General features: G+C 60.0%; 22 protein-coding genes and 1 tRNA gene. 12 read left to right on the top strand and 11 right to left on the bottom strand.

The features are described from left to right. Positions 1 to 37: 37 nt before the first annotated feature. Positions 38 to 1,525, top strand: coding sequence for a peptidylprolyl isomerase (locus ACSAMP_RS06895; RefSeq protein ID WP_457799934.1), 1,488 nt, complete (start codon positions 38 to 40; stop codon positions 1,523 to 1,525). Positions 1,526 to 1,685: 160 nt separating this feature from the next. Next, a tRNA-Val gene (locus ACSAMP_RS06900) sits at positions 1,686 to 1,761 on the top strand. 205 nt (positions 1,762 to 1,966) lie between these two features. Here the strand turns inward: ACSAMP_RS06900 and ACSAMP_RS06905 are convergent. After that, complete coding sequence (locus ACSAMP_RS06905) at positions 1,967 to 2,521, bottom strand: DUF2726 domain-containing protein (protein ID WP_457799935.1); 555 nt, start codon at positions 2,519 to 2,521, stop codon at positions 1,967 to 1,969. A gap of 344 nt (positions 2,522 to 2,865) precedes the next feature. Between ACSAMP_RS06905 and ACSAMP_RS06910 the strand changes: the two genes are divergently transcribed. From ACSAMP_RS06910 to ACSAMP_RS06930, 5 genes are all read left to right on the top strand, one after another. Next, positions 2,866 to 3,066, top strand: a complete 201-nt coding sequence (locus ACSAMP_RS06910) for a hypothetical protein (RefSeq protein ID WP_457799936.1) — start codon at positions 2,866 to 2,868, stop codon at positions 3,064 to 3,066. 414 nt (positions 3,067 to 3,480) lie between these two features. Continuing rightward, positions 3,481 to 3,897, top strand: a complete 417-nt coding sequence (locus ACSAMP_RS06915) for a YjdF family protein (protein WP_457799937.1) — start codon at positions 3,481 to 3,483, stop codon at positions 3,895 to 3,897. A 95-nt stretch (positions 3,898 to 3,992) separates the two neighbouring features. Beyond that, entirely contained in the window at positions 3,993 to 4,370 is a 378-nt protein-coding gene (locus ACSAMP_RS06920) for a hypothetical protein (protein ID WP_457799938.1), read from the top strand. A 16-nt stretch (positions 4,371 to 4,386) separates the two neighbouring features. Beyond that, positions 4,387 to 4,935, top strand: coding sequence for an LOG family protein (locus tag ACSAMP_RS06925; RefSeq protein WP_457799939.1), 549 nt, complete (start codon positions 4,387 to 4,389; stop codon positions 4,933 to 4,935). A 92-nt stretch (positions 4,936 to 5,027) separates the two neighbouring features. Continuing rightward, on the top strand, positions 5,028 to 5,297 hold the full coding sequence (locus ACSAMP_RS06930; RefSeq protein ID WP_441795170.1) for a hypothetical protein: 270 nt from the start codon (positions 5,028 to 5,030) through the stop codon (positions 5,295 to 5,297). Positions 5,298 to 6,007: 710 nt separating this feature from the next. Here the strand turns inward: ACSAMP_RS06930 and ACSAMP_RS06935 are convergent. Next, positions 6,008 to 6,685: a DUF2461 domain-containing protein gene (locus ACSAMP_RS06935; RefSeq protein ID WP_441795171.1), complete on the bottom strand. Its 678-nt coding sequence runs from the start codon at positions 6,683 to 6,685 to the stop codon at positions 6,008 to 6,010. Between the two features lie 25 nt (positions 6,686 to 6,710). Further along, the gene (locus ACSAMP_RS06940; protein ID WP_457799940.1) at positions 6,711 to 8,516 is read right to left on the bottom strand and encodes a VanW family protein; all 1,806 of its coding nucleotides are present in this window, start codon (positions 8,514 to 8,516) and stop codon (positions 6,711 to 6,713) included. A gap of 242 nt (positions 8,517 to 8,758) precedes the next feature. Here ACSAMP_RS06940 and ACSAMP_RS06945 point away from each other — a divergent pair, with 242 nt between their 5' ends. Then, on the top strand, positions 8,759 to 9,919 hold the full coding sequence (locus tag ACSAMP_RS06945; protein WP_457799941.1) for a 5-bromo-4-chloroindolyl phosphate hydrolysis family protein: 1,161 nt from the start codon (positions 8,759 to 8,761) through the stop codon (positions 9,917 to 9,919). Positions 9,920 to 10,005: 86 nt separating this feature from the next. On the opposite strand, the gene ACSAMP_RS06950 is transcribed toward ACSAMP_RS06945, so the two are convergent. Beyond that, on the bottom strand, positions 10,006 to 10,482 hold the full coding sequence (locus ACSAMP_RS06950) for a dihydrofolate reductase (protein WP_441795174.1): 477 nt from the start codon (positions 10,480 to 10,482) through the stop codon (positions 10,006 to 10,008). A 16-nt stretch (positions 10,483 to 10,498) separates the two neighbouring features. Beyond that, positions 10,499 to 11,332, bottom strand: coding sequence for a thymidylate synthase (gene thyA, locus ACSAMP_RS06955; RefSeq protein ID WP_457799942.1), 834 nt, complete (start codon positions 11,330 to 11,332; stop codon positions 10,499 to 10,501). Between the two features lie 152 nt (positions 11,333 to 11,484). Between thyA and ACSAMP_RS06960 the strand changes: the two genes are divergently transcribed. Further along, positions 11,485 to 12,072, top strand: coding sequence for a hydrolase (locus ACSAMP_RS06960; RefSeq protein WP_147564027.1), 588 nt, complete (start codon positions 11,485 to 11,487; stop codon positions 12,070 to 12,072). Positions 12,073 to 12,155: 83 nt separating this feature from the next. On the opposite strand, the gene ACSAMP_RS06965 is transcribed toward ACSAMP_RS06960, so the two are convergent. Both ACSAMP_RS06965 and ACSAMP_RS06970 read right to left on the bottom strand, forming a co-directional pair. Beyond that, positions 12,156 to 13,226, bottom strand: a complete 1,071-nt coding sequence (locus ACSAMP_RS06965; protein WP_457799943.1) for a hypothetical protein — start codon at positions 13,224 to 13,226, stop codon at positions 12,156 to 12,158. Next, positions 13,219 to 13,707: an RNA polymerase sigma factor gene (locus ACSAMP_RS06970; RefSeq protein WP_457799944.1), complete on the bottom strand. Its 489-nt coding sequence runs from the start codon at positions 13,705 to 13,707 to the stop codon at positions 13,219 to 13,221. The genes ACSAMP_RS06965 and ACSAMP_RS06970 overlap by 8 nt, the downstream gene beginning before the upstream one ends. Positions 13,708 to 14,152: 445 nt before the next feature. On the opposite strand from ACSAMP_RS06970, the gene recQ reads away from it, so the two are divergent. Further along, positions 14,153 to 15,982 (top strand): DNA helicase RecQ, encoded by a 1,830-nt coding sequence (recQ, locus tag ACSAMP_RS06975; RefSeq protein ID WP_457799945.1) that lies wholly within the window; start codon positions 14,153 to 14,155, stop codon positions 15,980 to 15,982. A 38-nt stretch (positions 15,983 to 16,020) separates the two neighbouring features. On the opposite strand, the gene ACSAMP_RS06980 is transcribed toward recQ, so the two are convergent. The 3 genes from ACSAMP_RS06980 to ACSAMP_RS06990 form a co-directional block, all read right to left on the bottom strand. Next, a complete protein-coding gene (locus ACSAMP_RS06980; protein WP_457799946.1) occupies positions 16,021 to 17,724 on the bottom strand; it encodes an ABC-ATPase domain-containing protein in 1,704 nt (567 codons plus the stop codon). Positions 17,725 to 17,797: 73 nt separating this feature from the next. Continuing rightward, the gene (locus ACSAMP_RS06985) at positions 17,798 to 18,169 is read right to left on the bottom strand and encodes a hypothetical protein (protein WP_441795179.1); all 372 of its coding nucleotides are present in this window, start codon (positions 18,167 to 18,169) and stop codon (positions 17,798 to 17,800) included. Positions 18,170 to 18,287: 118 nt separating this feature from the next. Next, positions 18,288 to 18,776, bottom strand: a complete 489-nt coding sequence (locus tag ACSAMP_RS06990; protein WP_457799947.1) for a prolyl-tRNA synthetase associated domain-containing protein — start codon at positions 18,774 to 18,776, stop codon at positions 18,288 to 18,290. Positions 18,777 to 18,920: 144 nt separating this feature from the next. Between ACSAMP_RS06990 and ACSAMP_RS06995 the strand changes: the two genes are divergently transcribed. Further along, a complete protein-coding gene (locus tag ACSAMP_RS06995) occupies positions 18,921 to 19,478 on the top strand; it encodes a flavin reductase family protein (protein WP_441795182.1) in 558 nt (185 codons plus the stop codon). A gap of 86 nt (positions 19,479 to 19,564) precedes the next feature. Here the strand turns inward: ACSAMP_RS06995 and ACSAMP_RS07000 are convergent, their stop codons facing one another. Then, positions 19,565 to 20,014: a MerR family transcriptional regulator gene (locus tag ACSAMP_RS07000; protein WP_457799948.1), complete on the bottom strand. Its 450-nt coding sequence runs from the start codon at positions 20,012 to 20,014 to the stop codon at positions 19,565 to 19,567. A 177-nt stretch (positions 20,015 to 20,191) separates the two neighbouring features. On the opposite strand from ACSAMP_RS07000, the gene ACSAMP_RS07005 reads away from it, so the two are divergent. Beyond that, positions 20,192 to 20,872, top strand: coding sequence for a RibD family protein (locus tag ACSAMP_RS07005; protein ID WP_457799949.1), 681 nt, complete (start codon positions 20,192 to 20,194; stop codon positions 20,870 to 20,872). Positions 20,873 to 20,920 lie beyond the last annotated feature (48 nt).

The following is a 20,920-nucleotide window of genomic DNA, read 5'->3' on the forward strand; positions in this document are numbered from 1 at the left end:
AATGGGCAGCCATCACTTTGAGAGGACTGAACAAACCGTGAGTGAGAACAAACACAAAAAAGCCCAGGAGGAGAAGCACAGCAACGTGAAGTACGCCGTGGTGGGCGCGCTGAGCGTGGTGCTGGTGGCTTTCCTGCTGGTTTGGAACACCGGGATCATCCAGCGCAATGCTGCCGCCGTCACCGTGGACGGGGAGAAGTATTCCGCCGCCGACGTGCAGTATTACCTGCGCAGCCTGATGCTGCAAAACGGCATCAGCTCCACCTCCTCCCTGAAGTCCATGACCATGAACAGCACCACCGGGGAGACCATGTACGACTATCTGAAGAGCCAGGCGGTGGAGCGCTTGGTCACCTGCGCCGCCCTGGACAAGCAGGCCGCGGAGGAGGGCTTCACCATGTCTGACGACACCCAGACCGAGGTGGATGACCAGCTCAAGCAGCTGGAGGAGCAGTGGGTCTCCGCTGGGTATCAGAGCCGGGACGCTTTCATCCGCGCCAACTATGGCCCCTATATGACCTATGACCGGCTGGTGGAGCTGTTTACCCGGGACATGCTGGTGAACGAGTACGCCACCCAGTTCTCAGACAGCCTGAGCTACTCCGACGCCGACTATGAGCAGTATTACCAGGAGAACGCCAACACCCTGGACGAGTACACCATCACCCAGTTCGTGTTCAACGCCACGGTGGACACCGTGGATGCCGACGGCAACGCCATTGAGATGACCGACGACGAGAAGGCCGCCGCCCTGGAGCAGGCCAAGACCGAGAAGCAGGCCCAGGCCCAGGAGCTCCAGTCCAAGCTGGAGGCCGGGGAGGACCCCGCCCAGCTGGCCCAGGAGTACGCCGACGATCTCACCGGCGACCCCAGCATCTCTCAGGTCATGTCCGGCAGCAGCGTGGCCTCTTCCTCCTATGCCCAGTGGGCCCAGGACACCGCCCGCCAGAACGGGGACGTGACCCTCAGCGAGTATGACGCCGGCCCCTCCAGCTATTATTACTATGTGGTCCGCTTTGAGGGCCGCGCCCGCAACGATGAGAACACCGCCACCGTCCGCCACATCCTGGTGGCCGCTGACCAGGACGAGGGCGCCTCTGAGCCCACCGAGGACCAGTATGCCGCCGCCAAGACCAAGGCGGAGGAGCTGCTGGACCAGTGGAAGTCCGGCCCCGCCACCCAGGAATCCTTTGCTGAACTGGCCAAGGCCAACAGCGCCGACACCGGTTCCGCCGCCGACGGCGGTCTCATCACCGACATCTACTCCGGCTCCGGCTATGTGTCCACCTTTACCGACTGGGCCCTGGACGCCGCCCGTCAGCCCGGCGACACCGGCATCGTCCAGAACACCGGCAGCAGCGTGAAGGGCTGGCACATCATGTACTTTGTGGGCCGTGACGGCGACCCCGTGTGGAAGCTCACCGCCAAGACCGCCATGGAGAACAATGACTACACCACCTGGCAGAACGCCGCCAAGGAAAAGGTGTCCTACACCACCAGTTTTGGCCTGAAGTTCGTCCAGTGATCTGAACCCAAACAAACTCCCCGGAGCGCCCGCCGCCCCGGGGAGTTTTTCGCCCCAAACAGGCCGCCGGAAGAAAAATCAGAGTTTTTTCAAAAAAACGAAAAAAACTGTTGACAAATGCTCTGCCAGCATATATACTAATCATTGTTCTGACGAGCACGGACGATTAGCTCAGCTGGTAGAGCATCCGCTTGACGTGCGGGAGGTCACAGGTTCAAGTCCTGTATCGTCCACCATCTTAAACCCCCTAGACCGAAAGGTCTAGGGGGTTTTCGTCGTTTGTGTCGTTTGTAATGGTTAGACGGACGGGGTCCAGAACCGGATTTCATCGTTTCTTCATGAAAACCCCTGATGTAGTGTTTTTTCTACATCAGGGGCCTTTTATCACTGTCCGTTTTTACTGTATCTGTTCGTCCGATTGGGGGCGTTTCTGATTCCAAATCAAGAAATAAATCGTTCTATTTCATCTTCGTTTATTTCCCGTGTATGTAAGATTTTATATCCACAGGCAGTTACAACCGCATCGACGAATTGATCTCGCTCCGTTCTATCGGGTGTATCGTGACTTGAATCATCCAATTCGATAATGTATTTTGCAACTAAATTTTCTTTTGCTAAAACAAAATCCACGTGTTTGGCCTGTATTTTATAGAAACAGGTTTTGTACTTAGGATTGTTCCGCTGCGGAGTAACTAAATCAAGCAGTCTGACCTTTGCAAAGACAACCAAATTATGCTTCTTTGCTATATCATTTAGCTTATAGTAAGCTCGCTTTTCATTCATACTGAAAAGCCACTTAGGCGTATACGCTTGCTTGACATCGATATCTTCACCAACAGGTTCGGGAGTGGATAATGTATCTTTACTTGTTTCGTCGTTGGCATACTTCTTTTTTGTTCTAGATTTTATATGTTTCTTTTTCGCCTTTGATTGGAGAGTGACAATTAAAATGATCAGCAGTATCAGAATTATCACAAGTGTTTTTATACCGTCCATGTTCTCACCTTGGCCATTCTAAATTTTGGGGAAGTCCAAACAGATAGTCGCTGCTTACATTTATTAGATTTTCTCAAAACAATTTATATTATCATACCATAATTGATGTCACAGGTTCAAGTCCTGTATCGTCCACCAAACAGTTCGTACCCGAACCCAGTTCTTTATGAAAAGGGTTCGGGTATGTTTTTGTTCGCAGAAAGTTTTGCGAAAGGACTGCTCGGAACGGCAGACGAGCAAAGGCAGGACATCACCGTGGCGGTGGTATCCTGCCTTTTGATATTCTTAACAGAGTATGGTATACTTGGTTTAACAGACGGGAATCGGCAAAGGAGTTGAATCATATGAAAAAGTGTGTCATTCTGAAAGTTATTAGTATCCTTTTTGCCCTCATGACTCTTTTAGCGATCTCCTGTGCCATTATAGGGACAGGAAGCGGCTTTTTGGATCTGAGCAATATTGCAAGAGCTGTTTGTATCGGAATTGCTGTGATCTGCGGTATTCTTGCAGTTATAACTTGGAAATACGCTGAGTCGACGGTTTGAGACCCATTCCGAGAACGGAACGGCTTAGGGGTTTTTCGTCGCCTTTCTTATCAAAAGTTCTGCGGCGAGAGTACGCAGAGCAGTAAACGAGCAAAGGCAGGGTATCACCGTGACGGCGGTATCCTGCCTTTTGTGCTACAGGGTGCGTTTCGCGGCGAAACAGTGAAACCTCCTATATATGAGTGGCCTTTTGACTGTGAGTGTGGTATACTCCACATAGAAAACCGATCAAGGCAGATATAATGCACAGGGATGTGCTTTATATAAAAGCAGGATAAAAACGCAACGCATTTCTTTCTGAGAGATGCCAGAGCTGGTAGGTAGCCCAGCCGTCTGCACCATATGGTGCAGGTAAGTAACCTTCCCCTCCGGGTTGTCCGTTCCTGTAAGGATCTATTTCAGGAGGGTTTCGTTATGGACATTGATTCTACAAAGCTGACTGTATTTTTTGAAGCTCCATTCTGGGTCGGAGTACTTGAACGTATCGAGAAAAGAAAGCTCTCGGTGTGTAAAGTCGTGTTTGGCGCAGAGCCAAAGGATTATGAAGTCTGGAAGTATCTGCTCAAGAGTTATGGTCAGTTGCGCTTCAGTCCATCTGTTGAGACAGTTATGAAGAGAGAGGCTGTGAATCCAAAGCGATTGCAGCGGCAAATCCGAAAGGAAACAGTTGCCGCGGGAATCGGTACAAAATCACAGCAGGCGTTGCAAATGCAGCGAGAAGAAAACAAGCTGGTGCGAAAAGCACTTAGCCGCAAACAACGCGAAGCAGAAAAGCAGCGTCAATTTGAACTGAAACAGCAGAAGCGAAAGACAAAGCATCGGGGCAGATAATGCCCCTTTGCTTTTATCCAGCAAGAGCGCAATTCGCACCCGGACCCGATTCTCTGCGAAAAGGGTCACAAAGCAAACATACAGGAGGAGCCAACATGAAAAAGACGATCTTGACCATTACGCTGGCGATGCTGATGCTTTTGACTGGCTGTTCCGGCGCAGCAGGCGGCGATGATTCGCATTCTGATTCGGCCATGCAGGCGGCCTATGACGCCAGCCTGGACGCGCGGGATTTTGCGGACGGTCTTCTGAAGGATATGCTCTCCGAGCAGGGGATCGCAGATTACACCATCGACACCACGGCGGGCGGCTTTATCACAAGCGACCCTATTGTCTATACGGTGGGGTATTGCTATACCCACGACGGCCAGACGGAGGTATATGGGTATAAACTGAGCCAGTCAGAGAGCGGCTTTGACGTGATCGCGGAAGGAACTGAGATCGGTGAGGTCGTGACAGGGACGGGGGATTAAAGGGAGGAGACGCGCCATGAATATCACGGTGTACCTGGGGGCCAACCAGGGGAACGACCCGGCTTTGGGCCGGGCGGTGGAGGAACTGGGGCGCTGGATCGGGGAGAGCGGCCACCGGCTGATCTACGGCGGCTCTAAAAGCGGCCTGATGGGCGTTCTGGCCGACTGCGTGCTGAGCGCCGGGGGAGAGGTCATCGGCGTGGAGCCGGAGTTCTTTATGGAGCGGGCGGTGCAGCACACCGGCCTGACCCGGCTCATCGTCACCAAAGACATGTCCGAGCGGAAGGCCAAAATGATCCAGTTGGGCCAGGCATTTATCGCCTTTCCCGGCGGCACCGGGACCCTGGAGGAGATAGCAGAGATCATGTCCAAGGTCTCTCTGGGCCAGCTGGATGCCCCCTGCATCCTCTATAATTTAGACGGCTATTATGACAGCCTGCGCACCCTGCTGGATCACATGGTCGAAAAGGGCCTGTCCACGCCGGAGCGTCAGGCGGGAATCAAATTTGCCCGGGACCTGGGGGAGATCCGGCAGATCCTGGCCGAGGCAGAGAGCGGACGATGAACACAGCACAAATTTTTCCAAATTTAACTTGAGTCCCGGCCAACTTTGTGGTATAATCAGGGCCACAAGCCGAATAGGAGGTATTTTGCGCGATGAAAACAACGATTTTGCTTTTGTTGCTGTTTCTCTTTTTTGTGGCGGACCTGGTGCTGCGGAACAGGTATCCCCAGGTCATCCAGCCCTTTGCCCTGGGCTATAACGTGGTCTACACCGTGCTGTCGGCGGCCTATGTGATCTTTTTGATCTATCAGTATTCCACCGGGGCGACCACCTGGCACCTGGTCCTGGTGGTGTGTTCCATCGTGGTGCTGGCGGCCACGGTGTTCTTCACCTGGAAGGACTGGCTCCGGGACCGGCAGTAACGGCGTGAGAACAGAATAAGCACAAGGCGGCTGCCCCACTCACCGGGCGGCCGCCTTTTCTGTCCAACGATACAAGAATAGCCTGAAGAAGGGAAAAAAGAAGTGACCCTCTGCCGTCCGTTTTGTACTCGGTACGGCGAGGGTCACTTCTGATGCTGCTTGGGCTCTATCATTTGGTTACCTCTCTTTCTTCAGGATGGCTACACGTTCCGCCGATCTCGTCTTTCGCATCTCCTGTCAACTGCATTGGGGCCGCCCTGCGGTCCACGCCTCATAGCCGAGGTCCGGTGGTTGGGTGATGGATGGATGATCGTTGGATGTGCGCTTGCCGCTGTCTGGTTCGCCGGTGGAAGAACGCTGGCGCTGGTCTTCTCCTTTCCTGGAGCGGTATCCACAATTCCATATCTGGATGGGGAAAGCTCTGTTTTGGCGCGCCCTTGAATTTTCCCCGATCCGAAATTCGGGTGGAGCGTTTGGGTTCTTCGCTCTGGGTGATGCCTTCAGCTTGGCAGTTGGTGGTGCGGCCTTGTTGGCTTCTTAGTACATTGGACTCAATCCTTTCTGTTTCTGGCTATAATATACTACAGAGCAAGCAAATTGTCAAGCGGTTTTTGTGCGAAATCTACTTAAAATTTAGCGAGGCAGTGAACTGGCCTGATAAGTTGCAAAAACGCCTCTGAGCCGCAGCTCAGAGGCGTTTTTCGTGGGATCTAAGGCTGCTCCGGGGCCGGGTCGGCCATGACGGAGCACAGGTAGTCGTAATAGGGCATCAGGAACGTGAAGCCGTTTACCACCTGGTCGGCCAGCTGTGGGGAAAAATACAGCCCGTCGCAGTTGTGGTCGCTGGTCAGGCTGATCTGCCGCCGGTTGTACCAGGGATAGAGCAGGCGGCCCGGGTCGCCCTTGGGGCGCTTGTACATCTGGCCCTCCAGAGTGAACTCCCCGTGCTTCTCCAGGCGGCGGGCCAGCTGCTTCAGCGGCTCCGGGTCCCGGTCAATGCGGGCGCGGAGCTTGGCCATGGTCACGGGGGTGGGGTCCCAGCAGCCCATGCCGTAGCTGTAATACTCCGGGGCCACCTCGAAATAGAACCCGGGCTCCGCCCCCTCAGAGGGGGCCATGCGCCGCAGGCCGAACCACAGGTGGTCCTTATAGGGTCCCCGGCCATAGAGCCGCCGGGCGTCCCGATAGATGCGGCTGACCTTACAGTTGAGCTGCAAATTGGGGAACTTGTCGTTGATGGCCTGGCTCACCTGGCTTGCCAGCTCCCGCAGGGGGGCGTCTACCAGGGTCTGAAACTCCTCTTTATGGGCCAGGAACCAGCCGCGCTCGTTGTTGAATCGGATGCCCCAGAGAAAATCTGTGGTCCCCTGGGTAAAGCCTTGGAACATGCTATCGTCTCCTGTGGTGTCTTACTCAGCCCTGGGCGTCCTGGGCGGGCGTCTCGGTGCCGCCGGTCTCAGCGGGGGTCTCAGTAGCCGGGGTCTCAGCGGGGGTCTCAGTAGCCGGGGTCTCGGCGGGGGTGCTGGGGGTGGTGTTCTCCCCGGTGGAGGGCGTGGTGGCGGGCTGGGGGGGCACGCCGTTGACCCAGGTGGTGGGGTCGCCGTCGGCGGGGTTATAATAGATGGTCTTGGGCCGCATCTTATAGGTGCTGGCGCCCATGGTCTGCTCCTCCTTCAAGGAGCCGTCCTTGTTGTACACATAGCGGACGGTCTTGGCCTTCACGCCGGTGTAGGGGTTCTGCTTCCGGTCCACCTGGGTGGTGCCGCGAGGGATGGAGCTGTCCGCCTTATACTGGGTGGTGGGGGTCACCTGGTCATAGGTGGTGCTCTTGGGCACGGCGTAAGTACCGGTCTCGTTGGTGCCGTAGATCTTCACGGTGAGGTAGCGGCTGCCCCCCTGGTCATAGCTCTCGGTGACGATCTTCACGGGGTAGTTGGTGTTGTTCTTAAAGCGGAAGTCGGTGGAGCCGTAGTACACGGTGGCGTCCATGCCCGCGGGGACATAGCCGGTGTTGTACATGTGGCTCCGGCGCTCCACCACCTCCAGGGTGGTGTGGAGCACGGCATAATAGATGGTGGAGGAGGTCTGGCAGATGCCGCCGCCCACCTCGTCGGTGGAGGCCCCGCCCACATACACCGGCGCGGCCTGATAGCCCTTGTCCGCCGAGCGGCTGCCGGTGGTGTTGTTATAGGAGAACACCTCGCCGGGCAGCAGGATCACGCCGTTGCAGGCCTTGGCAGACAGGGCCACGTTGTTTTTCCGGGCCGCGGAGCCGCCCACTTTGGTGGTGCCCTTGCCCAACAAATCGCGGAACAGCTTGGCGGACAGGCTCGCCTTTGTCTCCTTGGGCTGGGTGACGGTGAGGGGGATGGACACGGTCTCGCCCTCCCCGGCCTGGTCATAGGCGGCCTTCAGCTGGGCGGGGTCGAAGTCCAGGCCCACAGACTCAGCGACGATCTCGTGGGTGGTGCCGTCCAGGGCGGCGTCCTTGGGCTCGGTGTACACGTCCTGGTGGACGGTGTCAAAGTCGGGTTCCTGGGGCGGGGTCTGGGTGACGGGCAGGTCCACGTCCACGGTGACGTTCTGCTCCCCCTGGCCGAACTTCTGGGCAAAGCCCTGGTCCAGGGCCTGGTGCAGCAGCTGGACGGCCTGGTCCTCGTCCGCCGCCAGACCGGTGACGCCCTTGGTCAGCTCCAGAGTCTGGCCGCTGACCTGCCAGTGGGCCATGGTCACGTCGCCCACCTGGCGCTCCATATCCTCCAGCAGGGTGGTCAGGGCGGGCTGCTGGTCCTGAAGGGCCAGCTCCACCTGGCTGCCCGCCCCCAGTAGATGGGCCAGATACTGGCCGCCACGGGCCAGGAAGGGGCCCTCCCCGGCCTGCATGGCCGCCTGGACGGTGGCCTCCTGGTCCACGGCCAGGTCGGCGGCAGACAGCTGGCCGCTCCAGCCCTCGCAGGAGATGTTCAGGGTGATGGGGTCGCCGCTCTCCTCCGCCAGGGCATTTTTCAAAGCGTCGGCCGCCTGGTCCTGGGTCATTCCGGACACGTCCAGGCCGCTGATGCTCACGTGGGGCAGGATCGCGTCCCGGCCGCCCGCCCAGGCACACAGGCCCAGATAGCCGCACAGCACCACGGCTGCGGCCACGCCTGCCAGCACCGCGCCCTTTCTGCCCTTCTTGTGCTCTCCCTTGGGCGTTTTTTCGATGCGTTGTCCACTCATGCTTTTCATTCCTCCATATCCGGCGCTCAGCCGGGGTCCGCTCCCTCTCCAGAGAGTCTATTTTGTCAGCTTCTTTGCATTATATCACTCAAACGCCGGGGATATCATTACAGAACAGTTACAACTGCCCTTTTCTTCTGGGGAAAAACCCAAAAACCGCCATTTACTTTTCCCGTTCCCTCAGGTATGATAGGGAATCATAGTGTTTCTCGCCGGACTTTACCCGGCTTGGAGGTTTGACCATGCATATGGACCAGAAGTCGAAGCAGGAGCTGCGCTCCTGGATATTCCCCATTTTGATGCTCATTTTCGTCACGCCCCTGGGGGTGCTGCTGATCGTGCTGAAGCTGCTGGGGGGCGGGAGCACCTCCCGCAGCCAGCGGCGGGACCAGCGGGCCCAGGGCTTTGCCGCCCAGTCTGTGAGCCGCTCCCCCCTGGGGGCCAGGACCACCGGGGGACAGGGTGGGCAGACGGCCACCGCCGCCGCGCCCCAGATCAGCCAGGAGATCGCCCGCATAGCGAAAAAGGGCAAGCAGCTGGCCCTGGCCGGGGGCGGGCTGTCCCTGGTGACGCTGATCGCCCTGGCCGCCGCCATGCGGGACGTGATGTATTGGCTGATCCACGGGGAGTTTGCCTGGTTCCTGGACGACCTGCTGGCCCAGCTGCCCGCCCTGTGCGTGCTGGCCGTGGGTCTGGGGCTGCTGGTGGACGGCGTCCGCCGCCAGCGCCGGGCGGGGCGCTTCCGGGGCTATCTGGCCATGATCGGGGAGAAGAAGAGCGTGGCCATCTCCGCCCTGGCCTCCGCCGCAGGCCGCCCGAAAAACAAGGTGTGCGCCGATCTGGAGGACATGCTGGACGCGGGGCTGTTCCCCAGCGGCTATCTGAACTATGGCGGGGACCGCTTTGTCCTGGGGGGCGGGCTGGAGGACCAGCCGGAGCCCCAGGCCGCGCCCAAGCAGGAGCCGGCTAAGCAGACCCAGGCGGACCGGGACGCGGAGAACGCCATTCTGGATGAGATCCGCCAGGTGAACGACCAGGTGGCCAACGAAAAGTTGTCCGCCCAAATTGACCGCATCGGGGTCATCACCGCCAAGATCCTGGAGTATCAGAAGAGCCGCCCGGAGAAGGCCCCCCAGCTGCACAGCTTCCTCAGCTATTACCTGCCAACCACGTTGAAGATCCTGCGGGCCTATGGCCAGCTGGAGTCCCAGCAGATCGCCGGGGAGAACATCACCGCCGCCATGAAGCGGGTGGAGGGCATGATGGACAAGGTGGTGGAGGGCTTTGAAAAGCAGCTGGACCAGCTGTTCCAGGGGGACACCATGGACATCACCGCCGACGTGGACGTGCTGGAGCAGATGCTGGCCCGGGACGGCCTGACGGGGGAGCAGCTGCGGCTGTAAGCTCGTATCAAACGGGCCGCTGGGGACAGCGGCCCCTACGAAAAAACAACAACTGCGCGGGAATTTCTCCTGCGCAGTTGTTATTTTTATATTCTTTTATACGTGGCGTAATGGAACATCAGGCCGTCCTCCTCCAGCGGCTCCGACTCCTCCGCCAGGGTCCAGTTGGGGTCGGCGTCCAGATCGGGCAGCCAGCAGTCGGCGGGATAGGCTTTATGAATTTTGGTGATGTAGGCCGTGTCGCACTTGTCCAGCAGGGCCTTGTACACCGACGCGCCGCCGATGACGCAGGAATCCTCCGGGGCCTGGGCCAGCAGACTGTCCAGGTCGGGGTACACCTCCGCCCCCTCAGGGGCAAAGTCCGGGTTCCGGGACAGGATCAGGTTCCGGCGGCCCTTTAGAGGCCGTCCGCCCGGGAAGGTGGCCATGGTCTTCCGCCCTAAGATCACCGGGTGGCCGGTGGTCAGGGTCTTAAAGCGCTTTAGGTCCTGGGAGATGTAGACCAGCTGGTCGCCGCCCTTCCCCAGGGCCCAGTGTTCGTCCACAGCAGCAATGAGCTTCATGTCAGGTCCGCCTCCTTTACACCGCCACGGGGATCAGCTTGGGGTCCAGGGTGTGGGCCTGATAGCCCTCCAGCTTCACGCTGTCGGGGGTGAAGTCATAGAAATCGGTGACAGAGGGGTCCAGGGTGAACTTGGGGGCGTCGAAGGGCTTGCGGGCGATCAGCTCCTCCACCACGGGGACGTGGCGGTCATAGATGTGGGCGTCGGCGATGACGTGGACCAGCTCCCCAGCCTGGAAGCCGGTGACCTGGGCGATCATGTGCAGCAGGGTGGCATACTGCATCACGTTCCAGCCGTTGGCGGTGAGCATGTCCTGGGAGCGCTGGTTCAAAATGGCGTTCAGGGTGTTGCCGGAGACGTTGAAGGTCATGGAATAGGCGCAGGGGTACAGGGCCATCTCGCTCAGGTCGTGGTGGTTATACATGATGGCCAGGATGCGGCGGGAGGCGGGGTCGTGCTTTAAGTCCCACAGGATCTTGTCCACCTGGTCCATGTCTCCCTGGGGATAGTGGTGCTTCACCCCCAGCTGATAGCCATAGGCCTTGCCGATGGAGCCGTTCTCGTCGGCCCAGGAATCCCACACGTGGCTGTGCAGGTCGTGGATGTTGTTGGACTTCTTCTGCCAGATCCACAGCAGCTCGTCCACGGCGGACTTGAGATACTGCTTGCGCACGGTGAGCATGGGGAACTCCTCCCGCAGGTCATAGCGGTTCACCACGCCGAAGAGCTTGATGGTGTGGGCGGGGCTGCCGTCCTCCCACCGGGGGCGGACCTCCCGGTCTGTGTCCCAAACGCCACGGCTTAAAATATCCTGACAGCTCTTGATAAACACCTGGTCTGCATAGCTCATGTAAAACGGCTCCTTCCAGCTTGAATATGTTCTATCATAGCACAGGGCCGCCGATCCTGTCCAGAAAAAGCATCTGGTCTTTTCCCCGCCGGGATGTTATAATACAAAACACGACGTCATATTCCGCCCACGGGCGCTTTTGGAGGTTTTTTATGTCCAGCAAAGAGGAGTTTATCGAGATTTTTACCAGCTGCATCACCCGGGACGGGGCGGACAAGCTGCTGGATTTTCTGGAGCACAAGTGCGACTTTTTCACCGCCCCCGCCTCCGCCCGGTATCACGGGGCCTATGAGGGCGGCCTGTGCGACCACAGCCTGAACGTGTACCACTGCCTGGTGGACTATCTCCAGCGGGAGCGGGTGCAGGAGCTCTATGGCCTGGAGTACAGCGACGAGTCCATCGCCATCGTGGCTCTGCTCCACGATCTGTGTAAGATCGGCTGCTATAAAAAGGGCACCCGCAACGTGAAGGACGAGTCGGGCAAGTGGCAGACCGTGCCCACCTATACCTTTGATGACCCCCTGCCCTATGGCCACGGGGAGAAGAGCGTGTACATCGCCAACGGCTATATCCGCCTGAACCGGGAGGAGGCCATGGCCATCCGGTGGCACATGGGCTTTTCCGGCCCGGAGGACAACCGCACCGTGGGCCAGGCCCTGCAGCGCTATCCCCTGGCCTTTGCCCTGGCCATGGCGGATATGGAGGCGTCCTACTTCCTGGAGAACGAAGATCGGCTGTAAATTCAATACAGATGGCAATATTAGAATGAAACAATACAATACAAAAACAGGCCCTTCCGTCAAGAAACGGAGGGGCCTGTCTTTTATTCAGCCGCAGGGAACTTCTGATCCAAAATGGTAACGGAGCTCACCTGATTCGGGTCAATGATATCGGCCAGGCGGTAGATTACCCGCCCCTGGTCAAACATCCCCTCGGCAGGGTGGCTGATCTGGCAGGAATACCGGTCCGCCATGGTCACCTGGCTGCCGTCCGCCATGGTCAATACTGCGTTAGTCAGCTCCTCGTCCTCCATGACCGCCATCAGGCCATCCACCGTGTCCCCGTCAAAGGGCTGCCCCCGGAAGGGGAGACCAGACACGTCGTACAGGAAGGAGATGGGCGAGACATACAGCTGCTTCACCGGCAGCTCATACCCGGCGATGTTCAGAGGCTGCTCCGTGGTCAGGGTCCGGCCCGGGTCCTCCTTCGGAATGGTCAGCTTCACCGTCCAGCTCTCCTCCCGGAAGTCCGCCAGCGTGTGGAACTCCCAGTCGTTCTCCTCCTCCAGGCCCCACCAGCCCAGCTTCTCCGGAGTGAGATTCAGTTTGATCCCCAGCAGGTCGCCGCTGGCCACCTCCAGATGGATGTGCAGCAGCATGGAGATCCGGCCGTGGACCAGGTCGCTGCTCTCCGGCAGGTACTCCCCGCCGATGCCGCCGCCCCAACCCTGGTTGGTCAGGTCCCGGTTGGTGGGCAGCGCCTGAAAGTCCATGCGGTAGTCCTGCTCTGTCAAAACCGTACCCTCCGGCGCAGTCAGATCCACCAGGATCTCGCCGCAGTAGCGGTCAAACAGCAGCTGCTTGACCTCCACTGTCCAGCCGTTCTTGTAGGTGCGGGACTTATCTACCTGAACTATGCCGTTGGAGACCAGATTCAGGTCCTCCTGTCCGATTCCAAAGTAGTCCATCAGCCGCTGGTCCAGCCCCGCAGCCACTGCAAAGGCGGCAGTCATCATCAGGGCGGCGGCAACAAGGGCCACAAGGCCCCGCTTCATTCCTCGCTTCATGGTCTGCTCCTCTCTTTCCGTTCTGTGCAGTCTGTCCAGCATGGTCACCTCCTGCTCCTGAGTAGGGGCGATCTGATCAAACATCCGGCGCAGGTCAAGGTCATCCATGGTATTCCACCTCCAGAACTTCTTTCAGTTTTTTTCGTCCCTGGGCCAGCCAGGTGCGGACAGTAGAGGGATTCTTCCCCATGATCTCCGCCGCCTCCCGGGCGGTATAGCCCTGATAATAGCAGAGATACAGGGCCATTCGCTGGTGCTGCGGCAGGGTAAGGACCGCATCCCACAGCTCCCTATCCACCGGCTGTTCCCAGGTCAGCTTCTCCATTGCTTCTTCGCTCTCCCGGCGGGTGCGCCACCAGTGCTTCAGCTGATTTTTGCACTCGTTCCGGGCGGTGACGATGAGCCAAGCCTTTTCGTGCTCCGGATCACGGAATGGTTTGGGGTACTCCATCACCTTCCGAAAGACGGTCTGGGCGGCGTCCTCGGCGTCGGGTACATTTTTCATCAACATCAGACAGATCTGATAGACCATTTTGATATGCCGGTGGTAGATGGCCTCCACCTCCTCTGCGCTGCGGTTCCCCTTCACGAAAAGCGCCTCCCTTCTGTTCTCTCTGTCTATTACACAATCGGAGAGGGAAATTTGTTGAGGGATAAGAGAATATTATAGAGAAAGGGACAGCCGTTGGCTGTCCCTTCCAGCGTGTCGATAAACCCTTTTCTGTCATTCCGAGGAGCGAAGCGACGTGGCAATCCGTAACCCCCGTCCTTTGGCCCCCTTGTAAAAGGCCGATTCCCCTTGTCAAGGGGAAATGTCCCGAAGGGACAAAAGGGATAGGGCTAGCTGTCAGCTTAGATCAAATTTTGCTGAGATTCTATCACAGAACGGGGAAAATTGCAAAATTTGATTTCTGGTTGTAATATTTCTATAGAATACTACGAAAGAAAGATAGAAAATATGTTCCATTTCTGAAACACATGTGCTATAATGAGAGGACATTCGGTTCTGCCTTTGGCGGGAGAGAGGGGCCTATATGGACGGCAAGCATCAGGTTTTACAGGAATACTTCGGCTATGACGCCTTTCGCCCCGGGCAGGGGGAACTGATCGACGCCCTGCTGGCGGGCCGGGACGCCTTTGGGGTGATGCCCACCGGGGGCGGCAAGAGCCTGTGCTATCAGGTGCCCGCCCTGCTGCTGCCGGGGGTGACGGTGGTGGTGTCCCCCCTGATCTCTCTGATGCAGGACCAGGTGACCGCCCTGAAAAAGGCGGGGGTGGCGGCGGCCTATTTAAACAGCGCCCTCACCCAGGCACAGATCGACCAGGTGTGCCGCCGTCTGCTGGCAGGGGAGTACCGCCTGCTGTATGTGGCCCCGGAGCGGCTGCTGGCGGACCGGTTCCTGGCCGTGGTCCAGCGGCTGGACATCGCCATGGTGGCGGTGGACGAGGCCCACTGCATCTCCCAGTGGGGCCAGGACTTCCGGCCCAGCTATCTGCGCATCGTGGAGTTTTTAGGCCGCCTGCCCCGGCGGCCTGTGGTGGCGGCCTTCACCGCCACGGCCACCGCTCAGGTGCGGGAGGACATCCGCCGCATTCTGGAGCTGCAAGACCCCCTGGAGATGGTCACCGGCTTTGACCGGCCCAATCTGCGCTTTGAGGTGCTGCACCCCAAGAACAAGGCGGACGCCCTGCTGGCCCTGGTCCGGGACCGGGGGAGCCGGTGCGGCGTGGTCTACTGCTCCACCCGGAAGGAGGTGGAGAATGTATGCCGGATGCTCCAAGAGCACGGCATGTCCGCCGCCCGCTACCACGCGGGCCTGCCAGAGGAGGAGCGCCGGGAGAACCAGCAGGACTTTCTCTATGACCGGAAAACGGTGATGGTGGCCACCAACGCCTTTGGCATGGGCATCGACAAGTCCAACGTGGGCTATGTCCTCCACTATAACATGCCCCAGAGTTTAGAGGCCTATTACCAGGAGGCGGGCCGGGCGGGACGGGACGGCTCTGACGCCGACTGTATTCTCCTCTTCTCCCAGGGGGACGTGCGCACCGCCCGCTTCCTGCTGGAGCACGGGGAGGACAACGAGGCCCTGTCCGACCAGGAGCGGCAGCAGGTGGAGGAGCAGGGCCGCCGGAGATTGAACGCCATGGTGGGCTATTGCAAGACCCACCGCTGCCTGCGGGGGTACATCCTGGACTACTTCGGCCAGGAGCACGAGGAGGAGTGCGGCAACTGCGGAAACTGCTCCGCCGCCACGGTGGAGCAGGACGTGACGGTGCAGGCCAGAATGGTCCTGTCCTGCGTCCAGCGCATCCGAAACCATTTGGGCTATCCCCTGGGGGCGGCCATGGTCATCCGGGTGCTGCGGGGCAGCGGGGACAAGCGGGTGAAGGAGCTGGGGCTGGACAGCCTGACCACCTATGGCCTGCTGCGGGACACGCCCCGGGCACAGGTCCACGAGCTGATGGACTATCTGGAGGAGCAGGGCTGCCTGCACACCGACCCGGTCTATGGCGGCGTGACCCTGACCCAGCGGGCGGGGGACATCCTGTTCCGGGGGGAGCCGGTGGTCATGGTCCTGCGGGCCAGGCCCGCGTTCCAGAGCGCGAAAAAACCGGGCCAGCCGGAGGTGGAGGAGGACGGCCTGTTCTCCGCCCTGAAGGCCCTGCGCCTGCGGGTGGCCCGGGAGGAGGGGGTGCCCGCCTATCTCATCTTCTCCAACGCCACCCTGGCGGACATGGCCGCCCGCGCCCCCGTCACCATGGACGGCCTGCTCCAGGTCTCCGGCGTGGGCGGCTATAAGGCCCAGCGCTATGGCCGGGAGTTTTTGGAGGAGATCGCCCGGTATCGGGAGGAGGAATAAACAAGACCCGTCTGCTTTTGTGACAGACGGGTCTTACTTTAAAATTTCAGCCCACGCCAGCGGTCCAGGCAGGCCAATATCTCCTGCCGCCGGGGGCGGGCCAGGAAGGGAACGCTGTCCCGGCCCGGACAGAGGGCCTCCAGGCCCTTCTGGTCCATCAGGTTTTCTAATTCCTGGGCGATCTGGGCCAGGGTGCGCTTCCCGTCGAACAGGCGCCGCCGGGCGTAGACCAGGCAGAGGCCAAGGGCCGCCGTCTGCTCCCCGTCGGCCAGCTGCTCCACGCAGCGCAGGTCGATGTTCTCCCGGTCTATCAACACCCCGTCCCGGCCCAGGGACTTCGCCTTCACCCGGTCGTTTTGAGCATAGGCCGGGTCAGCTTTTGGACGCCGGGCGAAGTTGGGGTCTTCAGCGGGGGGCAGGGGGTCAGAACGCAGGGGGAAAGCGGCGGCCTCCTGTTTGGCCAGGTCGGTGACGTCCCGGGGGACATAGCGGTCCATCTGGATGACGTGGTCCGCCGGGTGGAAATAGGCCCCGGAGCTGCCCGCCACCAGAATGGTGGACAGGCCCCGGCGGTCATACAGCTCCCGCACCCGGTCCAGGAAGGGGGTGATGGGTTCCATGTCCCGGCGGATGACCCGCTGCATCAGCTCGTCCCGGACCATAAAGTTGGTGGCGCTGGTGTCCTCGTCCATGAGCAGCACCCCGGCCCCGGCCTCCAGAGCCTCCACCACGTTGGCCGCCTGAGAGGTGCTGCCGCTGGCGTCCTGGGTGGAGAAAGCGGCGGTGTCCTTGCCGTTGGGCAGGCCCCGGATGAACATAGAGACGTCGGTGTTCACGATGCTCCGCCCGTCCTCCGCCCGGACCTTCACGGCGGAGGAATCGGTGATGACATACTCCCGGCCATCCCCGGCGATGTGGTCATACACCCCCAGCTCCAGGGCTTTCAGCAGGGTGGACTTGCCGTGATAGCCCCCGCCCACGATGAGGGTCACCCCCCGGGGGACGCCCATGCCGGTGAGTTTGCCCCGGTGGGGCAGGTCCAGGGTGACGGACAGGCTGGCCGGGCTGCGGAAGGGGACGGCCCCCTCCATGGGCAGCTGGGACACGCCGGAGGACCGGGGCAGGATGCTCCCGTCGGCCACAAAGGCGCACAGGCCCAGCCTGGGCAGGGCCTGACGGATATAGGCCTGGTCCTCCGCCAGGTCGGCGATGGCGCGCAGCCGCTCCGGCTTCCAGGCGGAATAGACCAGACTGCCCTGGACGCACCGGGGCAGCAGATCGAAGAGGAGCTTGTCCAGCTCCCGGGCGTTGATGGTGCGCCCATTGGCGGGAAAGCCAACTTCCAGCCGCAGGAGCACCGCCCCGGCGGCGGGGTCCAGGGAACAGGCGGTGCGCTCCAGCACCTCCTGCCCGCAGCGGCTGACGGAGATCAGACCGCTGTGGCCCGAGCCTTTGGCCTGGCCCGAGGCCCGGGCGGCCAGGTGGCCAAATTTCCGGGTGAGGGCGTCCTGAAGGGCGATGCGCTGGGGGCGGCTCTGGTACAGGGCCGGGGGGAAGGACGCCGCCCTGCCGCCCACCCGGATGCTCAGCCGGGAGGGGGCGGCAAAGGGGTCCCCCTGGACGTGGTCGATGGACAGGACATAGCCGGGGAACTGATAGGCCCCCCGGGTGTCCTTATAGGCGGGATAGCTCCGCCGGTCAATGCGCTGGAGCAGCGCCCGAAGGTCGTTGGCTGTCTGCATAGAAGATTCCTCCCTTGTCCCGTCTATTATAAGCCGGTCCTATGGTCAGACGCAACGGGAGAAGGGGCGAAAGTCAGCTTTCCGGCTCCACCGCCCGGAACACCAGCCAGTGCCCGTCCTGAAGGATCTCCAGGGTGTCCGGCTCCATGCCGATCTGATAGCCAAAGCCGGAGCCGAAGTTGGACTGGCCGTCCTCCTCCGGCTGCTGCCAGGATTCAACGGAGGAGGTGATCTCCCCGTCCATGTTTCCGCAGCGGCCCTCTGTGGTGTCCTCGCATCCGGCGTCCTCATACAGCACCCCGTCCACCATGAGCATCCGGGGCATGTAAATGCCCGGGGCGGAACTGACAGGACCGCCGGAGGAGGACGAGCTGTCCTGCCCGCCGCACCCGACTAACGCCCCGCACAGCGCCAGAGCCAGGAGAAGAGAAAGCATTCGTTTCATAGAAAAAACCTCCCATCGTCATTTACAGGGTTAGACGGTGGGAGGCAGGAAAAGTTCCGATCCAGTTAGGAGTGATGAGATAGGAGTTAGGAGTTAACTCATCTCTCATCACTCCTAACTAACACTCAGTGATTTCTACGGTGGTCCCATTCTCTTTCAAGACGTTGACCAGCGCCTGGGCCGAGAGCCAGATGGTGGCGGTGTTGTCGTTGGGGTGGACGCCGATGCGGTCCGGGGGCAGGAGAAAGTCCCGGTCCAGGAAGAAGTCCACCCGGTGCTCCTCATCGGCCAGCAGCCCCAGGGGGGTGACGGAGCCGGGGGTGAGCTTTAACAGGTCCAGCAGCTCCTCCGGGGAGGCGAAGGTGAGGGGCCGGGTGCCGTGGGCGCGGCGGAAGTCCTTCAGATTCACCCGCTTGTCGGCCTTTACGGTGATGAGGTAATAGTGGGCGTGCTTGTCGTCCCGGATGAACAGGTTCTTTGCCTCTGACTCCGGGTAGGGCAGGTGCAGGTCGGCGCACTCCTCCATGTTGAACACCGCCTTGTGCTCGGTGATCTCAAAGTCCACGCCGTGGGCGCGGAGATAGTCATAGGTCTCCTGTTTGGTCATGCCTGGGGCCTCCTTATGCTTTTATATTTTTCCTCATTGTAACAGGGCGGTGAAGAGATGGCAACGGTCTGGGTTGTGCTTTTTTGGGGAAGGACTTATAATAGAGCCGTAAGTAAAATTTCACTTCGGAAAGGAGTTTTTTCCATGCGTAAGGATTTTGGCTGCAAGCCCTGGATGTATCCCCAGCCGGTGCTGATCGTCAGCACCTATAACGAGGATGGCACCCCCAACGCCATGAACGCCGCCTGGGGCGGGACCTATGACAACGACCAGGTGGTGCTGTGTCTCAGCCCGGAGCACAAGACCACCCAGAACATCCTGGCCCGGAAGGCCTTTGTGGTGAGCATGGCGGACGCCGCCCACGCCGCTCCCTGCGACTATGTGGGCATCGTGTCCGGCAACAAAGTGGCCGATAAAGTGGCCCGGGCGGGCTTCCACACGGAGAAGAGCAAGTTCGTGGACGCCCCCGTCATCCAGGAGCTTGGCCTGGCCATGGAGTGCGAGTTCGTCAAAACCACCGAGGACGGCCAGGTCATTGGCCGGGTGGTGAACGTCAGCGCCGACGAGTCTGTGCTGGGCGCCGACGGCAAGGTCGACCCGGAGAAGCTGAACGTCATCCTGTATGACGGCATCCAGATGACCTATCGCGCCGTGGGCCCCGTGGTGGCCCAGGCCTTCTCCGCCGGAAAGGCCCTGAAGTAAGACTAAATAAAAAAGCGTGTCTCCCCTGTGCCGCTGAATGGGCGGGGGAGACACGCTTTTTCTGTTTTTATTTTTATGATATTTTATCAGGGCTTGCTTTTCAGTTCCCGGCGGATGGCCTGAAAACGCTGGGGTATCTCGCTCTCGTCCAGGTCGTTCAGAACGGCGGTGGTCCCGGCGGCCTTGGCCGTCTCATAGTACCAGCACTTGTATTCCACCATGCTCAGAGTGTGCTCCAGCTCGGCCATCTGGGCCCGGAGGGACTCCCGCTGGCGCTGGAAGAGCTCCAGCCGGGCGTCGATGGTGTCGTCCCCGCTGAGGGCCAGCTGGATATACTCCCGGATGGCCTTGATGGGCATCCCCGCCTTTTTCATGCAGCCGATGATGCGCAGCCACTCGAAGTCGGCGTCCCGGAACATGCGGATGCCCCCGGAGGAGCGCTCCACAAAGGGCAGCAGGCCCTCCTTGTCATAATAGCGCAGGGTGGAGGCGGGGACCTCCAGCATGCGGGCCGTCTCGCCCACGGTATAGACCATAAGAATTCCTCCAAATAATTTTGCGGTTTCCTCCTCCTGCGGGGGAGGGAAACAAAAGAAAAAATTTTCAAAAAGCCCTTGATTTAAAGCTGACTTTAAGTTGTAGAGTATACATGAACTTTAAGGAAATGATACAGCGGCCCGCCGCCGCTGTCAAGCATGAATAGGAGGAACACCATGAACCGACCCTACATCATCTGCCACATGATGACGTCAGTAGATGGGCGCATCGACTGCGCCATGACCGAGCACCTGCCCGGGGTGCAGGAGTATTACGACACCCTGGACGCCCTGAACGCCCCCACCCGCATCAGCGGACGGGTGACCGCCCAGCTGGAGATGTCCAAGCCCGGCGTCTTTGCCTGTGACGATCCCCACCCCCTGGAGCGGGAGGGCTTTTTCAAGGCGGAGTCCGCCCCCGGCTATGAGGTGGTGACGGACACCCGGGGCACCCTGCTGTGGGACAAGCCCGCTGACGGGGAGCGCCCCCTGCTGATCCTGACCAGCTGTCAGGCCAGCCGGGAGTATCTGGACTATCTGGAGGGGCTGAATATCTCCTGGATCGCCTGCGGCGGGGACAAGATCGATTTGGCCCGGGCCTGTGAAATTTTAAAGGAGGAGTTCGGCGTTCAGCGGGCCGCCGTGGTGGGCGGCGGACACATCAACGCCGCTTTCCTGGCGGACGGTCTGCTGGACGAGGTGAGCATCCTCGTGGGCGCGGGCATCGACGGGCGGGGCGGCATGGCCGCCGTGTTCGACGGGCTGCCCATGGACCGGCCCGTCACCCCCCTGAAGCTGACAAGCGTCCAGCAGTACGGCACCGGCGCGGTGTGGCTGCGGTATCACACGGAAAAGTAAACCTGTCATTGCGAGGAAGGGCGCAGCCCTGACGTGGCAATCCGTTTA

Source organism: Flintibacter sp. SJQ-8 (assembly GCF_054108085.1).

What these genes read in the sequence shown, in the direction of transcription:
- ACSAMP_RS07000 (WP_457799948.1), bottom strand. Translation starts at nt 20,014, where the DNA reads ATGGTCTATACCGTGGGCGAGACGGCCCGCATGCTGGAGGTCCCCGCC.
- ACSAMP_RS06985 (WP_441795179.1), bottom strand. Translation starts at nt 18,169, where the DNA reads ATGAAACGAATGCTTTCTCTTCTCCTGGCTCTGGCGCTGTGCGGGGCG.
- ACSAMP_RS06990 (WP_457799947.1), bottom strand. Translation starts at nt 18,776, where the DNA reads ATGACCAAACAGGAGACCTATGACTATCTCCGCGCCCACGGCGTGGAC.
- ACSAMP_RS07005 (WP_457799949.1), top strand. Translation starts at nt 20,192, where the DNA reads ATGAACCGACCCTACATCATCTGCCACATGATGACGTCAGTAGATGGG.
- ACSAMP_RS06940 (WP_457799940.1), bottom strand. Translation starts at nt 8,516, where the DNA reads ATGAGTGGACAACGCATCGAAAAAACGCCCAAGGGAGAGCACAAGAAG.
- ACSAMP_RS06910 (WP_457799936.1), top strand. Translation starts at nt 2,866, where the DNA reads ATGAAAAAGTGTGTCATTCTGAAAGTTATTAGTATCCTTTTTGCCCTC.
- ACSAMP_RS06925 (WP_457799939.1), top strand. Translation starts at nt 4,387, where the DNA reads ATGAATATCACGGTGTACCTGGGGGCCAACCAGGGGAACGACCCGGCT.
- ACSAMP_RS06995 (WP_441795182.1), top strand. Translation starts at nt 18,921, where the DNA reads ATGCGTAAGGATTTTGGCTGCAAGCCCTGGATGTATCCCCAGCCGGTG.
- ACSAMP_RS06920 (WP_457799938.1), top strand. Translation starts at nt 3,993, where the DNA reads ATGAAAAAGACGATCTTGACCATTACGCTGGCGATGCTGATGCTTTTG.
- ACSAMP_RS06965 (WP_457799943.1), bottom strand. Translation starts at nt 13,226, where the DNA reads ATGGATGACCTTGACCTGCGCCGGATGTTTGATCAGATCGCCCCTACT.
- ACSAMP_RS06960 (WP_147564027.1), top strand. Translation starts at nt 11,485, where the DNA reads ATGTCCAGCAAAGAGGAGTTTATCGAGATTTTTACCAGCTGCATCACC.
- ACSAMP_RS06930 (WP_441795170.1), top strand. Translation starts at nt 5,028, where the DNA reads ATGAAAACAACGATTTTGCTTTTGTTGCTGTTTCTCTTTTTTGTGGCG.
- ACSAMP_RS06945 (WP_457799941.1), top strand. Translation starts at nt 8,759, where the DNA reads ATGCATATGGACCAGAAGTCGAAGCAGGAGCTGCGCTCCTGGATATTC.
- ACSAMP_RS06935 (WP_441795171.1), bottom strand. Translation starts at nt 6,685, where the DNA reads ATGTTCCAAGGCTTTACCCAGGGGACCACAGATTTTCTCTGGGGCATC.
- ACSAMP_RS06915 (WP_457799937.1), top strand. Translation starts at nt 3,481, where the DNA reads ATGGACATTGATTCTACAAAGCTGACTGTATTTTTTGAAGCTCCATTC.
- ACSAMP_RS06980 (WP_457799946.1), bottom strand. Translation starts at nt 17,724, where the DNA reads ATGCAGACAGCCAACGACCTTCGGGCGCTGCTCCAGCGCATTGACCGG.
- ACSAMP_RS06950 (WP_441795174.1), bottom strand. Translation starts at nt 10,482, where the DNA reads ATGAAGCTCATTGCTGCTGTGGACGAACACTGGGCCCTGGGGAAGGGC.
- ACSAMP_RS06905 (WP_457799935.1), bottom strand. Translation starts at nt 2,521, where the DNA reads ATGGACGGTATAAAAACACTTGTGATAATTCTGATACTGCTGATCATT.
- thyA (WP_457799942.1), bottom strand. Translation starts at nt 11,332, where the DNA reads ATGAGCTATGCAGACCAGGTGTTTATCAAGAGCTGTCAGGATATTTTA.
- recQ (WP_457799945.1), top strand. Translation starts at nt 14,153, where the DNA reads ATGGACGGCAAGCATCAGGTTTTACAGGAATACTTCGGCTATGACGCC.